Annotated in this window: 15 protein-coding genes and 1 pseudogene; 11 read left to right on the top strand and 5 right to left on the bottom strand. The window is 70.4% G+C overall.

Annotated elements, in window-relative coordinates:
• The first annotated feature begins 348 nt into the window (after nucleotides 1-348).
• The 3 genes from ACFV9T_RS31190 to ACFV9T_RS31180 are packed head-to-tail and all read left to right on the top strand — an operon-like array spanning nucleotide 349 to nucleotide 1,969.
• Complete coding sequence (locus tag ACFV9T_RS31190; RefSeq protein ID WP_385445798.1) at nucleotides 349-663, top strand: ArsR/SmtB family transcription factor; 315 nt, start codon at nucleotides 349-351, stop codon at nucleotides 661-663.
• On the top strand, nucleotides 660-1,088 hold the full coding sequence (locus ACFV9T_RS31185) for an SRPBCC domain-containing protein (RefSeq protein WP_385445797.1): 429 nt from the start codon (nucleotides 660-662) through the stop codon (nucleotides 1,086-1,088). The genes ACFV9T_RS31190 and ACFV9T_RS31185 overlap by 4 nt, the downstream gene beginning before the upstream one ends.
• Before the next feature lie 47 nt (nucleotides 1,089-1,135).
• A complete protein-coding gene (locus ACFV9T_RS31180; protein ID WP_385445796.1) occupies nucleotides 1,136-1,969 on the top strand; it encodes an SDR family oxidoreductase in 834 nt (277 codons plus the stop codon).
• Nucleotides 1,970-1,972: 3 nt separating this feature from the next.
• On the opposite strand, the gene ACFV9T_RS31175 is transcribed toward ACFV9T_RS31180, so the two are convergent.
• The gene (locus ACFV9T_RS31175) at nucleotides 1,973-2,254 is read right to left on the bottom strand and encodes a hypothetical protein (protein ID WP_385445795.1); all 282 of its coding nucleotides are present in this window, start codon (nucleotides 2,252-2,254) and stop codon (nucleotides 1,973-1,975) included.
• 160 nt (nucleotides 2,255-2,414) lie between these two features.
• Between ACFV9T_RS31175 and ACFV9T_RS31170 the strand changes: the two genes are divergently transcribed.
• From ACFV9T_RS31170 to ACFV9T_RS31155, 4 genes are all read left to right on the top strand, one after another.
• Nucleotides 2,415-3,272 carry a helix-turn-helix domain-containing protein gene (locus ACFV9T_RS31170; RefSeq protein ID WP_385445794.1) on the top strand — a complete coding sequence of 286 codons (858 nt, stop codon included), beginning with the start codon at nucleotides 2,415-2,417 and terminating at the stop codon, nucleotides 3,270-3,272.
• Between the two features lie 11 nt (nucleotides 3,273-3,283).
• Nucleotides 3,284-3,478 (top strand): DUF397 domain-containing protein, encoded by a 195-nt coding sequence (locus ACFV9T_RS31165; protein ID WP_385445793.1) that lies wholly within the window; start codon nucleotides 3,284-3,286, stop codon nucleotides 3,476-3,478.
• 309 nt (nucleotides 3,479-3,787) lie between these two features.
• Nucleotides 3,788-4,210: an IS200/IS605 family transposase gene (gene tnpA / locus ACFV9T_RS31160; RefSeq protein WP_385445844.1), complete on the top strand. Its 423-nt coding sequence runs from the start codon at nucleotides 3,788-3,790 to the stop codon at nucleotides 4,208-4,210.
• Nucleotides 4,207-5,415 (top strand): RNA-guided endonuclease InsQ/TnpB family protein, encoded by a 1,209-nt coding sequence (locus tag ACFV9T_RS31155; RefSeq protein ID WP_385445792.1) that lies wholly within the window; start codon nucleotides 4,207-4,209, stop codon nucleotides 5,413-5,415. The genes tnpA and ACFV9T_RS31155 overlap by 4 nt, the downstream gene beginning before the upstream one ends.
• Before the next feature lie 102 nt (nucleotides 5,416-5,517).
• On the opposite strand, the pseudogene ACFV9T_RS31150 reads toward ACFV9T_RS31155, so the two are convergent.
• The 3 genes and pseudogenes from ACFV9T_RS31150 to ACFV9T_RS31140 form a co-directional block, all read right to left on the bottom strand.
• Nucleotides 5,518-5,814 (bottom strand): annotated as a pseudogene (locus tag ACFV9T_RS31150) (alpha/beta hydrolase family protein); the annotation flags it as partial.
• Between the two features lie 33 nt (nucleotides 5,815-5,847).
• Entirely contained in the window at nucleotides 5,848-7,404 is a 1,557-nt protein-coding gene (locus ACFV9T_RS31145; protein ID WP_385445791.1) for an IS200/IS605 family accessory protein TnpB-related protein, read from the bottom strand.
• 245 nt (nucleotides 7,405-7,649) lie between these two features.
• A complete protein-coding gene (locus tag ACFV9T_RS31140) occupies nucleotides 7,650-9,068 on the bottom strand; it encodes a S9 family peptidase (RefSeq protein ID WP_385445790.1) in 1,419 nt (472 codons plus the stop codon).
• Nucleotides 9,069-9,149: 81 nt separating this feature from the next.
• Between ACFV9T_RS31140 and ACFV9T_RS31135 the strand changes: the two genes are divergently transcribed.
• The 4 genes from ACFV9T_RS31135 to gap all read left to right on the top strand — a co-directional run bounded on the left by ACFV9T_RS31135 (nucleotide 9,150) and on the right by gap (nucleotide 12,616).
• Nucleotides 9,150-9,836, top strand: coding sequence for a DUF3159 domain-containing protein (locus ACFV9T_RS31135; RefSeq protein ID WP_385445789.1), 687 nt, complete (start codon nucleotides 9,150-9,152; stop codon nucleotides 9,834-9,836).
• Between the two features lie 74 nt (nucleotides 9,837-9,910).
• On the top strand, nucleotides 9,911-10,567 hold the full coding sequence (locus ACFV9T_RS31130) for a TetR/AcrR family transcriptional regulator (protein ID WP_385445788.1): 657 nt from the start codon (nucleotides 9,911-9,913) through the stop codon (nucleotides 10,565-10,567).
• Between the two features lie 10 nt (nucleotides 10,568-10,577).
• Nucleotides 10,578-11,534 (top strand): GlxA family transcriptional regulator, encoded by a 957-nt coding sequence (locus tag ACFV9T_RS31125; RefSeq protein WP_385445787.1) that lies wholly within the window; start codon nucleotides 10,578-10,580, stop codon nucleotides 11,532-11,534.
• An 83-nt stretch (nucleotides 11,535-11,617) separates the two neighbouring features.
• The gene (gap, locus tag ACFV9T_RS31120) at nucleotides 11,618-12,616 is read left to right on the top strand and encodes a type I glyceraldehyde-3-phosphate dehydrogenase (protein ID WP_385445786.1); all 999 of its coding nucleotides are present in this window, start codon (nucleotides 11,618-11,620) and stop codon (nucleotides 12,614-12,616) included.
• On the opposite strand, the gene ACFV9T_RS31115 is transcribed toward gap, so the two are convergent.
• The gene (locus tag ACFV9T_RS31115; RefSeq protein WP_385445785.1) at nucleotides 12,609-13,400 is read right to left on the bottom strand and encodes a GNAT family N-acetyltransferase; all 792 of its coding nucleotides are present in this window, start codon (nucleotides 13,398-13,400) and stop codon (nucleotides 12,609-12,611) included. The genes gap and ACFV9T_RS31115 overlap by 8 nt on opposite strands.
• Nucleotides 13,401-13,407: the final 7 nt, after the last annotated feature.

The following is a 13,407-nucleotide window of genomic DNA, read 5'->3' as shown; positions in this document are numbered from 1 at the left end:
CGGCCAGTCACAGCAAGACGAGCCCGCCGGGCTCCTTAAGGTGACTGGCCGGTCGCGTATGTCTTCGGGGCCGCGGCGCCGAACACCCTCAGGCTCGGCCTCGGGGGTGGAGGCGCGGAGCGGCCGCACCGTCGTCCTCAAGGACTTCACCGTGCACGTCGTCAAACGCGCCAAGCCCATGCCGGGTACGGTGCTCGACCCTCGGCTGATCAGGGAAAAATGCGGCGGGGCGGGCGGCCCTTCCGTGCCAGCCCGGCCGACGGCCTGCCCGTCTACGGGTGGGACGGCACAGCATGACGTGTCGGAAAACCTTGACACGTCGGAAATCCCCGACGCATAGTGTCGGCCATGGCGGCAGTCGATGTGTTCAGCGCTCTGGCCAATCCCGTGCGGCGCAAGCTGTTGGAAGTCCTCAAGGCCGGGCCGCGCTCGGCGGGCGACCTGGCGGGTGAGTTCGAGCTCAGCAGACCCGCCGTGTCCGAACACCTGACCGTGCTCAAGAACGCCCGGCTGGTGCGCGAGGAGCCCCAGGGGCGGCATCGCTACTACCACCTGGCAGCGGAGCCGCTCGCCGAAGTGGGCGAGTGGCTCCACCCCTTCGAGCACTACTGGCGCGCCCGCATGGGGGCGCTGCGCGATCTGATCGACGAGGAGAACCCATGACCACCGACGACCCGGCCGCCATCCACTGCGACCAGTTCATCGCCCACCCGCCCGCCACGGTCTGGAAGGCCCTGACCCAGCCGGAACTGCACGCGCGCTGGTGGGCCGCCGGGGACGTACGGCCGGTGGTGGGCCATCGCTTCACCCTGGACATGGGCACGTGGGGGCAGCAGCCGTGCGAGGTGCTGGACGTCGAGCCCGAGCGCCTGCTGCGCTACAGCTTCGCCTCCGGCACCCTGGACACCACGATCACCTGGCGGCTGGAGCCCGAGGGCACCGGCACCCGCCTCTTCCTCGAACACTCCGGCTTCGACCTCGACTCCCCGCTCGGCAGGGCCGCGCTCGACGGCATGGGCAGCGGCTGGCCCGGCGTCCTCGGGAGGATCGAACGCGCGCTGGGTGCCGTTGACTTCAAGTCTGGTTGAGGTTTTAGCGTCACGTTGATCAGCAACTGACGGCAGGAGAAGACCGCATGATCCTCGTGACCGGCGCCAACGGAAGCATAGGACGCACACTGACGCAGGAGCTCCGGGCGTGGGCTGGCGAACCCGTCAGGGGCCTCACCCGTGACCCCGCCAGGGCCGTATTTCCAGCGGGCGTCGAAGCCGTTGCGGGTGACCTGGAGCGACCGGCCTCACTCAAGCCCGCGCTCGAAGGAGCGCGTTCCCTCTTCCTGCTATCGCGCATGGGCCCGGACGCCGAGATCCTGGAGGCCGCCCGGCGGACCGGCGTCGAGCACGTGGTGCTGGTGTCGTCCATCACCGTCCAGAGCCACCCGCATCTGGGACCCGCCGGTGAAAACCTGGCTGTGGAGCGCCTGCTCAAGGACAGCGGCATGACGTGGACGATCCTGCGGCCGACGCAGTTCGCCTCCAATGCCCTGTGGTGGGCGGACGCCATCCGCGAGCGCCAACCGGTTCGCGTGCCGTACGCGGATGTCGGCCTGCCCACCATCCACCCGGCGGACATCGCGTCGGTGGCGCGCGTCGCGCTGACGGAGAGCGGCCACCGGGGAATGACCTACGTGCTGACGGGGCCGGAGCGGGTCACTCCCCGTCAGCAGCTCGAAACCATTGCGCAAGCGGTGGGACGGGAAGTGCCCTTCACTGAGATCAGCCGGGCGGACGCCCTCCGCGACATGGCCGCGTTCTTGGGCGATGAGGCCGCGGAGGCCGTTCTCGACATCACGGGCGGCGACGTCAACGAGGAACTGCTCACCGTGCGCGACACCGTCACCCAGGTCACCGGCGCCCCGGCCAGGACGTTCAGGCAATGGACCCTGGAGAACGCCGATTCTTTCCGCTGAGTTCTAGCGCTCGCCCACGACCGAGTCGAACCAGATCAGCCGGGCCGAGACGTCTTTCTCCCGGCTGAACCACCAGGTCGCCCGCTCGGGCGACTTGAGGCTGAGGCGGCGCGTTCCCTCGACGCTGGTCACGTCCGTCTGCCCGTCGGGGTGGGCCAGCCCCCACGCCGCGATCTCCCCGTCGCGCTCGCCGGATTCCGCGCCATACTCCTGGACCACGGCGAACAGCCGGGGTGCGAAGTCGTTGACCATCGCGTGGAGTTCCTGGTCGTAGGAGAAGGACATGCCGAACCTCCATGGTGCTGTCACGCTGCGCTGCGTGGACCACCACAGACGGTAGGGCAAATACATTTACCGGCGCAACCATTGGCCCGAAGTCTGAGGGTGCACCAGAACATGGCAGGGTGGGGCCGCAGACTCAGTAGCAGCCTGAGAGAAGGACCTGATGCCGCCGAGAAGTAACCCCACAGCACGCCAGGAGCGTCTGGGAGTTGAGCTGCGCAAGCTGCGCGAGGCCACTGGCCTGTCCGCTCGCGAAGCCGGTGAAGCCTTGGGCGGCGGACAGCCTCAGATCAGCAACATCGAGTCAGGTCGCTACGGCGTCAGCGAGGAGCGCGTACGCAGACTTGCCGAGCTCTACGCGTGCGACGACACCGCGCTCGTCGATGCGCTGTGCACCATGACGGACGAGGTGCGCGGCAAGAAGGGCTGGTGGGAGGAGTACCGGGGAGTTCTCCCGGACGGATTCCTCGACCTGGCCGAATTGGAACACCGCGCCACGCGCTTGTGCGCCTACCAGATCTCCCACATTCCCGGAGTCTTTCAGACCGAGGCCCACATCCGGGCTCTGTTCACCCACGCCGCCTCCCCCTTGCCCCCAGATGATCTCGACACCCGCGTCGCCCATCGGCTGCGCCGTAGTGCCGTCATCGAGTCGGGTTCCGGGACCGAGTTCGAGGCAATCATTCACGAAGCGGCCCTCCGTATGCGCTTCGGAGGGCGCGCGGTCGCCCGCGCGCAGCTGGAGCACGTCCTCGGCCTGTCGGAACGCGACAACGTCACCGTGCGGGTGATCACCTTCGAGGCCGACGGGTTCGCGGGCTCCGGCAACGCGATGATGTACGCAGGAGGCGGCGTTCCGCAGCTTGATACGGTCCAGTTCGACTCGGTCCACGGCAGTGTCTTCCTGGACGCACGGGAACAGCTTGAGAGATATCGCTTCATCCTCGACCGCATGCGGGATGCTTCTCTGTCCGAGGACGAATCGAGGATCTTCATCCGCCGCCTCGCGCGCGACGTCTGAAAGGCAGCACAGTGCTCAAGTGGCAGAAGTCCACCTTCTCCGGTCCGGACGACGGGAACGCCTGCGTTGAACTCGCGACGTCCCCGGCCGGAATACACCTCCGCGAGAGCGACGACCCCAGCGAACTCCTCACCACCACCCCCGGCCCTCTCGGCGCGTTCCTGCGCGCCGCCAAGGCCGGGGAGTTCGACCACCTCACCCCGTAGCCACGCGCTCAGGCGCTCCAGCCGCCGCCGACCGCCCGGCTCGACAGGTACGAGTCGCGCAGCGCCTTGCGCAGGCCGGGGACGGTCTCGTCGAACCGCGCGGCGAGCGCCTTGAGCGCCTGCTTGTGGGTGCGGAGGTCTGCGCGGCTCCATCAGTCCCTAGCCAGGGGACGCCCCGCTTCAGCGGGGTGGGGAATGGCTTCTCTGGGCTGCTCTGACCTCAACTGGGTGCACGGATCCGCACTGTTCACCTGAGCCCACCTTTCTGCCGCACTAGACCTGCGACACGTGCATAGTGATCGTGTGACTGTGACCAGGAAGGTTCGCCGGTTCTCCGGCGGCGTGTACGACCTCGGGCTCCACGTGGTGTGGTGCCCGAAGTACCGCCGCCCGGTCCTCGGCGGCCGGGTCGCGGAACGCCTGGATGAACTGATCCGACAGAAGGCGCAGGAACGCGGCTGGGAGATCATCGCCCTTGAGGTGATGCCCGACCACGTCCATCTCTTCGTCAAGCACGACCCGAAGTCCTCGGCCTCGTATGTGGCCAACCAATTCAAGGGCTTCACCTCCCGCGTGCTGCGTGAGGAGTTCCCGCACTTGAAGTCCCGGATGCCCACCTTGTGGTCGTCGTCGTACTTCGCCGCGTCGGTCGGCGCGGTATCGGCGGCGACGGTCGAGAGGTACATCAACACCCAGTGGGAACGCCCGTGGAAGAAGGGGAACGGCTCGTGATCCGCGCGTACAAGTTCCTCCTGCGCCCCACGGCCCGTCAGACGGCCGCGCTGGGCGAGATGCTGCGGGACAACTGCTCGCTGTACAACGGCGCTCTCCAGGAGCGCCGGGACGCCTACCGGCACACCTCGAAGACGAGCATCAAGTACGGGGACCAGTCCGCCCAGCTCAAGGAGATCCGCGCGTTCGACCCCGAGCGTCAGGGCCGCTGGTCGTTCTCCTCCCAGCAGGCCACCCTGCGCCGCCTGGACAAGGCGTTCGCCGCGTTCTTCCGCCGCGTCAAGGCCGGGCAGACACCGGGCTACCCCCGGTTCAAGGGCGTCGGCCACTTCGATACCGTCACCTTCCCCAAGGACGGCGACGGCTGCCGCTGGGACTCCACCCCCCACGACCCGCAGACCCGCGTCCGTCTCCAGGGCGTCGGGCACTTCCGCGTGCACCAGCACCGGCCCGTACAGGGCCGCGTCAAGACGATCTCGGCGAAGCGCGAGGGCAACCGCTGGTACGTCGTCCTCGCCTGCGACAACGTCCCCGTCGAAGAGCTGCCGTCCACCGGGGCCATCGTCGGCATCGACATGGGCGTCGCCCACTTCCTGACCACCTCGGACGGCGAACACATCGCCAACCCCCGCTTCCTTCAAGCAGCGGCCGACGAACTGGCCCGAGCGCAGCGGCACCTCGCGACGTTCCCCAAGCGGACCCGGCAGCGCACCAAACGCCACCGCGCCGCAGCCCGGAAGGTCGCCAAGCTGCACGCCAGGATCAGGAGCCAGCGCGCCGACTTCCACCACAAGACCGCCCGCGCGCTCATCACCGGCCACGACGTCATCGCGCACGAGCGGCTCAATACGGCGGGCATGACCAAGAGCCCCGCGCCCAAGGCCGACCCCGGGCAGCCCGGCAGCTTCCTGCCGAACGGTGCTGCCGCGAAGGCCGGACTCAACCGCAGCATCCTCGACGCGGGTTGGGCGCAGTTCCTCGGAATCCTGGCGAACAAGGCTGAGAGTGCCGGTCGCCTCGTGGTTCCGGTGGACGCGCGCAACGCCTCCCGCACCTGCCTGTCCTGCGGGCACGTAGCGAAGGAGAACCGCGCTACCCAGGAAAGGTTCCAGTGCACGGCGTGCGGATTCGCGGCGAACGCGGACCACGTCGGCGCAACGAACGTCCTCAACAGGGCCGGGCTGGCCCTCTGCGACGTGGCCTAGCCACCGACACAGGAAGCCCGCGCGTTTACGCGTGGGTGGAGTCACGACGGTGTACTCGACGGGGACGCCTCGTGCGCGGAGGGCTTCGACGAGCTGGTCGGACTCGGCGAGGACGACGCGGGCGTCGTTGGCGCCGTGGACCACCATCAGCGGGGTGCGGATCCGGTCGACGCGGCTGATCGGGGAGCGGGCCAGCATGTCGGCCTCCTGCTCCGGGTCGGCCGGGTCGCCGACGTACGTGTGCCAGTTGTAGGCGAGCATCGGTTTGACGAAGTCGGGCTGGTGGCGCAGGAAGTTGGCCAGGTCCGAGACCCCGACGACATCGACGGCGGCGGCGAAGACGTCGGGGGTGAAGGTGACACCGACCAGCGCCGCGTAGCCGCCGTACGAGCCGCCCATGATCGCGACGCGATCCGGGTCGGCGTACCGTTCCTAAAGACTGATCGGGAGTGAGTCCTGATGCCAGGCCCCACACTCAGCCGCGTGCTCCGAACGGTGTTGGGCACGCTGGTCGCCCGCGTTCGCTCCGCTGCCGGGCGGCACGGATCTTGTCCGTGGTCCGGGAAGGCGGGGGCGGGGTCCCTCACGCCGTCGGGCATCCGGTCGGGCCTGGACGGTCCGATGCCCACGGCGATCACTCTGGTCGTCGTGGGGCGGTGCCGTCCGTCGCCGGATCGGGTGTCCGAGGGCGCGTCGCCCGATCGCGATGCTGGCCGCATCGTGCCGGGAAACGTTGCGGTTGTTGGTGGTGAGGGGCTGCTGCCAGTGCTGGGCACCCCAGCGGGAAGTATAGGCAGGGTCGACCGCGACGATCGCGATGTCCTGCTCAGCGGCCATCGCCACTAGCCGTGCCTTCAGCTTCGCGGTGGGGAAGCGGGAGATCAGGCGGCGGAAGCGTTTGTTGCGGCCGTACTTCTCCCGGCACCGGCCGTCAGCGAAGTCCAGGTCCTCGATCGCGATCGCCCCCGCCCCGGTGGCGTGGGTGTGGTGCAGCAGCCTGGTGAGCGCGTGCCGGATCTGGGCATCCCGGTGCTCGGCGCTGCCCGACAGGTCGTAGAAGAAGCGGTGGGGTTCACCGACCGGGTTGCCGTGCACGTCCAGGCGCCAGGCGGCCAGGTGATCGTCGTTCATGTCGAAGGCGACCACGCCCCGGGCCAGCGCGGCTTCCAGGGGCAGGACGGGGGCGGGGGTGCGCTGCCAGGAGGCGGTCACATACCAGCGGCCCCGGGGCACATCGTGGTGGATACGGTAGGCCACCGCCCGGTCCGCGGTGATGCGGTCCCGCCACTCCTCACGCCGGTGGCGGAACGCCACGGTCGCCTCCAGCACATACCGGTCATGCGAGGCGTTGGCCAGATGAGCCAGCGCGGCCGGGAGCTTGACCGAGAGCTGTCCGGTATCGGTGACGCGGATCGTCTCGTTGCCCAGACGTTTACCGGACTCCCCGGCGGCGGCCAGGAACATCCGCGCCGCCTCCCACTGCGCCCGCCATGCCTGCTCGCTCAGTCCGGCCTGGTCCAGGTGGTGGCGCAGGCGCGCGAGCTTCTTCCCGCCGCGCACCACCCGCACGCGGCCCGCCGCCCAGTCCTCCGCCAGCCTGGCCAGCCGGGCCCGCAGCGCGTGCAGGCGCCGGGACTTGGCTTGCCACTCGGCCCGCGAACCGTACCCGCGCGGCAGTCCTTCGCGCTTGTCCGCCTTCGCCCCCAGCAGACGCGCCAGCCTCGCCTCGATCGACGCGATCTGCTTGCGCAGCCACGCCATCTCGGCTGTCTGTCCGCGCCGGGCCAGGGCCCACTGATCGTGGGTGGCCTTGGTGATACTGCCCGCCCACCTGGCCGAGGCCACCTGGGTCAGCTCCCGCTTGCGCACCGCCCAGGTCTTGCTGCCGTGCTCCAGGCCCTGCCGGGAACGCACCGCGAGATCACCCGCGGCCAGTCCACCAAGGAACACACCGACCTCGGCCAGTACCGCCGCATCGGTCTCCGACACGCGTAACCGGGCCCGGACCGCCACCCCCGTTGGACCGGGCACCACGAACGGCGCCGCCACCTCCCGCACCCCGCCCAAACCCCTCACCCCCAGCCGCCATCGAAGCCCCTCTCACCCCGTCCAACGACACCCACCCGCAAAGGTCACGCATTCGACAGACGGACCTCCGTTCCCATAGGCCCGACGCTCGCCCATACGCCTCGGCAGTCGAGTACCAGCGCTCACACAAGCACACTCGTACACGGTCAAGCGGCAGCAGCTCCGTACCCCTGGTCGACCGCCCACCGCACGCCGTCGATGAGGTCGTCGTGCATCGTGCCCGCGAACTCTCCGATGCCGGCCCGGGTGAACGCCTTGCCGTAGCCGGTGGAGCCCCGGTAGTCGACCTGCAGCACCGCGCAGCCGCGGTTGGCGAAGAGCTGCGCGGCGGGGTGGTACCCCCAGCTGTCGCGGGTCCAGGGGCCGCCGTGGACGAACAGGACCAGCGGCAGCCGGGACGGCTCGACGCCGACCGGCAGGGTCAGGTGGAGGGGCAGGGTCAGGCCGTCGCGGGAGGTGATCGACACCGTTCGCATCGGCGCCAGTGACCCGGGGTCGAGGTGCGGCTTCGCCCGGTGGAGCAGGCGGCTCTCGCCGGTGGCGTGGTCGTAGAGGAAGGTGGCCCCGGGGTCACGGTCGTGGGTGAATGCGGCCACCCACCGCTGTCCGCTCTCGTCGGAGGACAGCCCGGCGAGATCGCCGTCGGACAGCTTCTCCAGATTCTCCAGTACCCCGGCGAAGTGCGGGTCCAGCGCGTGGATCACCTGCCGTTCCCCGAGGTAGCGGACTCCGAGCAGCTCACCTGTGCGCCGATCGCGGATCAGCGGGGAGGGCAGGACGGGAAAGACCTGGGCACGGGTGTCCAGGTCGTATCGCGGGTGGGAGTCGACCTCCGCCTCCTCGCCGGTGGCCAGATCGAGCCGGGCCAGGCGGAGACGGTCGCTCCCCCGGTTCGAGCCCAGCCACACCCCGGTGCCGTCCGGCGTGACCTCCATGGGATACGTCCCCAGCGGAGCGTGACCGCCCTCGAACCGCGCCACGGGGTCCAGCGCGCCCGTCGCCCCGTCCCACCGGGACAGTTCGACATCGCCCTCGGCTGTCGTCGCCACCGCGAACAGCTCGCGCTCGCTGAACAGCCACCCGTCGACATGGCGTTCGGGGCTCCGGGCGAGGGTCGTGAGGTCGCCGGTGGCGATGTCGAGTTCGACCAGGTCGAACCGGGCCCGGTCGCGCAGGTTCAGCTGGGTGATCACCTTGCCGGGCCGCCCGGCGGGCAGGTCCAGGCCCACGGTCCGCGCCCCCGGATAGGGCGTGAGGTCCACCGCGGCGGCGTCCGGGTCCGCCAGGTCGACGCGGTAGAGGTGCAGGTTCTCGTCGCCGCCCTGGTCCCGGGTGTAGAGCAGCCACCTCGGGTCGCGGGTCCAGTGGTAGCTCACCACTCCGCGGTCCTCGGCGGTCACGCACCGCGCGTCTCCCGGCGCGTCGACGCTCTCGATCCAGACGTTCATGCGGTTCTTCCACAGCGCCAGGTACGCCAGCGTCTTGCCGTCCGGCGAGAGGGTGACCTTCGCGCGAGGCGGCGGCCGGAAGAACTCCTCGACGGAGATGGTCCCCCGCAGTGCCATGTCGATCCTTCCCCTGGTTGATTGTCACTTAGTGCCAAGTTAGCATTAAGTGACTCAATGCCTCGGGGAGGACAGACCAGCATGACGACCAAGAACGCCCTGGAGACAGAGCCCGACACACATGCGGAGCAGGGAGAGCACGCGACGCGGCGGCCCTCGGTCCTCGACCAGGCGGGAGGCCCCAAGGGAGTCGTTTACTCGGCACTGCCGGTGCTGGCGTTCGTCATCGCCCACAACTTCAGCGGGCTGACGACGTCGACCATCGCGGCCTTCGCCGTCGCGGTCGCCATCGGCGTGGCGCGGCTGGCGCGCAAGGAGTCGGTGCAGCCCGCGGTCGGCGGCGTGCTCGGCGTCGCGATGGCGGGCTGTATCGTCTGGTTCACCGGCTCCGCCAAGGACTACTTCCTCATCGGCATCTGGGCGAGCCTGGCCGGTGCCGTCCTCTTCCTGCTCTCCGTCCTGGCGCGGTGGCCGCTGGCCGGAGTCGTCTGGAACGGGGCCACCGGCAAGGGCCACATCTGGCGCGCGGACAAGCGCTCGCGGCTCTACTACGACATCGCCACCCTGGTGCTGGCCGCCGTCTTCGGCGCCCGGTTCGCCGTCCAGCAGTACTTCTACGAGACCGACCAGGTCGGCTCGCTGGGTCTCGCCAAGATCGCCATGGGCTTCCCGCTGCTCGCCCTGGCCTTCCTGGTGGTCGCCTGGGCCGCGCGGCGCTCGAACAAGCGGCTGAGGGCCATTGGCCTGCTGCCCGCCAAGCGGGTCTGACGCTGGCACCGGACGTCACTTAGTGTCGTTATGACACTCGTGCACAGCCAGGGACACAGATGGAGGCGACCGGCATGGCGACGGCCAAGCGTGGCGGGGGCGGGATGAGCGAGCAGCGGCGTCACCGGCTGCGCCTGGAGATCTCCCGGGAGGCGTCCCGCCTGTTCTGGGAACAGGGCGTGGACGCCACCAGCGGCGACCAGATCGCCGAGGCGGTGGGACTGTCCACCCGCACCATCTGGCGCCACTTCCGCAGCAAGGAAAGCTGCGCCGAACCCATCGTGACGCAGGGCGTGGAATGGGAGATGCGCACGCTGCGCGGCTGGCCCGCGCACCAATCGCTCGAAGAGCGCTTCACCACGGAGGCGATCCGGTTCCATCATGAGGCCGATGCCGTCGAGCAGGCCGACACCGCGCTCGCGATACGGATGATCCGGCTGGCCGACACGGAACCGGCCCTGCGTACCGCCTGGCTGATGGCCTGCGACCAGGTGGAGCGCGAGATGGCCGAGATCATCGCGAAGCGGCTGGGACACCCGGCCACCGACCTCCAGGTGCGCCTGCACGCCGCGGCGGCCTCCGCCGCCCTCCGGGTCTTCAACGAGGAGATCGGCGCGGCCCTTCTCGACGGCGCCGACCCCGCGCAGTTCGCCGACGCCTCCGAACGCATCGCACACGCCGTCCGCACGGCCACGGGAGGCGCGATCGGCGACGCGGTCGCCCCCGCGTAGCCTGTTCCGCGTGTCAGCCTCCCGCCTGCGTCGCGTCGCCGTCCTGGTGCTCGAAGGCGCGAAGCCGCTCGATGTCGGCATTCCCGCCCAGGTGTTCACGACCCGCGCGAGCATGCCGTACGAGGTGCGGGTGTGCGGGTCGGCGCCCGGTCTCGTGACCGGCGGGGACGGGCTGTCGTACCACGTCGCCCAGGGGCTCGACGCGCTCGCGTGGGCCGACATCGTCTTCATTCCCGGCTACCGGTTCCCGGACCGCGACGACCCGCCGCGGACCGTCATCGACGCGCTGCTCGCGGCCCACCACCGGGGCGCGCGGCTCGCCGCGATCTCGACGGGGGCCTTCGCGCTCGCCGCCACGGGCCTGCTCGACGGCAAGCGCGCCACGACGCACTGGCATTACACGCGGGCGCTCGCGGCCAAGCATCCCCGCGTTCGGGTGGACGAGAACGTCCTGTTCGTCGACGAGGGCAGCGTGCTGACATCGGCCGGTGCCGCCTCGGGCATCGACCTGTGCCTGCACATCCTGCGCGGCGACCTCGGGGTGGCCGCGTCGAACCACGCGGCCCGGCGCCTGGTCGCGGCCCCCTACCGCAGCGGCGGCCAGGCGCAGTACGTGCCGCGCAGCGTGCCCGAGCCGCTGGGCGAGCGGTTCGCCGCCACCCGCGAATGGGCGCTGCACCGGCTCGGCGAACCCCTCACGCTCGAAGCGCTCGCCCGGCACGCGGCGGTGTCCGCGCGCACGTTCTCGCGGCGCTTCGCCGAGGACACCGGGTACACGCCGATGCAGTGGGTCATGCGCGCCCGCGTCGACAGGGCCCGTGAGCTGCTGGAGCGTTCGGAGCGGAGCGTCGAGCAGATCGCCGCCGACGTCGGTCTCGGCACCGGGGCGAATCTGCGCCTCCACTTCCAGCGCATCCTCGGCACCACACCGAGGGAGTACCGCCGCACCTTCACGCTGGGCGAATAGCCCGCCGCCGGGTGGCGCGATCCTTGTGAAGAGTGGCGCTCTCGCCACTGCCACGGCGGATGCCGTGCACGAATCCTGGTGGCATGACTCGCATCGCCATCAACGGATTCGGCCGCATCGGACGCAACGTGCTGCGCGCCCTGCTCGAACGCGACACCAAACTCGAGATCGTCGCGGTCAACGACCTCACCGAGCCCGCCACCCTCGCGCGGCTGCTCGCCTACGACTCCACGTCCGGCCGACTCGGCCGCCCGGTGACCGTCGACGGGGACGCCCTCGTCGTGGACGGGCGTCGCATCAAGGTGCTGGCCGAGCGCGACCCGGCGCGGCTGCCGTGGGCCGAACTCGGCGTCGATGTCGCGCTGGAGGCCACCGGCCGCTTCACCTCGGCCAAGGCCGCCCGCGCCCACCTCGACGCGGGCGCGAAGAAGGTGCTCGTCAGCGCGCCGTCGGACGGCGCCGACGTCACGCTCGCCTACGGGGTCAACACCGACGCGTACGATCCGGCCACGCACACGGTCGTCTCGAACGCCTCGTGCACCACCAACGCGCTCGCGCCGCTGGCCTCGGTGCTGGACGAACTGGCCGGTATCGAGCACGGCTTCATGACGACGGTGCACGCCTACACGCAGGAGCAGAACCTCCAGGACGGCCCGCACCGCGACGCCCGCCGCGCCCGCGCCGCCGGGGTCAACATCGTGCCGACCACGACGGGCGCGGCCAAGGCGATCGGCCTCGTGCTGCCGAACCTCGACGGCAAGCTGTCGGGCGACTCGATCCGCGTACCGGTCCCGGTGGGCTCGATCGTCGAACTCAACACGACCGTCGCCCGCGACGTGACGCGCGACGACGTGCTGGCGGCGTACCGCACGGCGGCAGAGGGGCGTCTCGCGGGCGTCCTGGAGTACTCGGACGACCCGCTCGTATCGTCCGACATCACGGGCAATCCGGCCTCGGCGATCTTCGACTCGGCCCTCACCCGCGTCGACGGCCGCCACATCAAGGTCGTCGCCTGGTACGACAACGAGTGGGGCTTCTCGAACCGCGTGATCGACACGCTGGAACTCCTCGCCGTCAGCTGAAGCGCGAGAAGACGTGGGTGCGGCCCACGGTGGTGAAGCCTCGGCGGGCGTACCAGTGGCGCGGCCAGTCCTCGGCGTCGGCCACCAGGAACCGCAGGGCGCACCCCGCGTCCGCCGCGCGCTGGAGGGCGCCGGACAGCACGGCGTCGGCGTAGCCGTGGCGCCGTGCGTGCTCGGCCGTGGCCACCTCCTCGATCTGGGCGACGCCCTCAGCGGGCTCCAGGTAGAGGTCCGCCCAGGAGGCGACCTCGCCGCCGTCGTCGTGCACGGCCACGAACCGCACGTCCTCGGCCCCGTTCCGCCGGGCGGCCCGCCGCCCCACCAGCTGACGCACCGTCTCCTCGTCGGCGTCCGGCATCCACAGCCGCTGCTGGTTCGCCAGCGCCCGCCACAGCGGCCCGTACGGATCGGGCCCGAGGTCCAGCTCCTCGGCCTTCCCGCGCCCGGGCGCCGGTTCCGGCACCGGTCCGGTGTGGGTCATCACCAGCTCGACGTCGTGCTCGTACCCCGCGAGGGCCATCGAGGGCGCGCACGCGAGCCCGAGCCGGTCGTCGTGGACGGTGACCCGCCGGTGCGCCAGCCCCGCCATGGCCGCGTCGGCGGCCTCGGGGAGCGCGGCGGGGTCGAGGGGCCCGTCGACGTGGATCTGGTTGTGCTCGTGCGAGAGCGCGTACCGCTCGTCCAGCACCAGGAACCCACCCGGCACCGGCCTGACCTCGGCAGACTGGCGCCGGGCGAAGAGGGCACGGAAGTCGATGGCGCGCTGAAGATCGGTCTGCGGCATGGTGCGG

The sequence above is a fragment of the Streptomyces sp. NPDC059850 genome (assembly GCF_042731515.1).
Lineage (GTDB): Bacteria > Actinomycetota > Actinomycetes > Streptomycetales > Streptomycetaceae > Streptomyces.
This window is presented reverse-complemented; position numbering and strand designations above follow the sequence as displayed.

Coding starts and splice junctions, on each gene's coding strand:
- ACFV9T_RS31190 (WP_385445798.1), top strand. CDS start 349: ATGGCGGCAGTCGATGTGTTCAGCGCTCTGGCCAATCCCGTGCGGCGC.
- ACFV9T_RS31185 (WP_385445797.1), top strand. CDS start 660: ATGACCACCGACGACCCGGCCGCCATCCACTGCGACCAGTTCATCGCC.
- ACFV9T_RS31180 (WP_385445796.1), top strand. CDS start 1,136: ATGATCCTCGTGACCGGCGCCAACGGAAGCATAGGACGCACACTGACG.
- ACFV9T_RS31175 (WP_385445795.1), bottom strand. CDS start 2,254: ATGTCCTTCTCCTACGACCAGGAACTCCACGCGATGGTCAACGACTTC.
- ACFV9T_RS31170 (WP_385445794.1), top strand. CDS start 2,415: ATGCCGCCGAGAAGTAACCCCACAGCACGCCAGGAGCGTCTGGGAGTT.
- ACFV9T_RS31140 (WP_385445790.1), bottom strand. CDS start 9,068: ATGGCACTGCGGGGGACCATCTCCGTCGAGGAGTTCTTCCGGCCGCCG.
- ACFV9T_RS31135 (WP_385445789.1), top strand. CDS start 9,150: ATGACGACCAAGAACGCCCTGGAGACAGAGCCCGACACACATGCGGAG.
- ACFV9T_RS31130 (WP_385445788.1), top strand. CDS start 9,911: ATGGCGACGGCCAAGCGTGGCGGGGGCGGGATGAGCGAGCAGCGGCGT.
- gap (WP_385445786.1), top strand. CDS start 11,618: ATGACTCGCATCGCCATCAACGGATTCGGCCGCATCGGACGCAACGTG.
- ACFV9T_RS31115 (WP_385445785.1), bottom strand. CDS start 13,400: ATGCCGCAGACCGATCTTCAGCGCGCCATCGACTTCCGTGCCCTCTTC.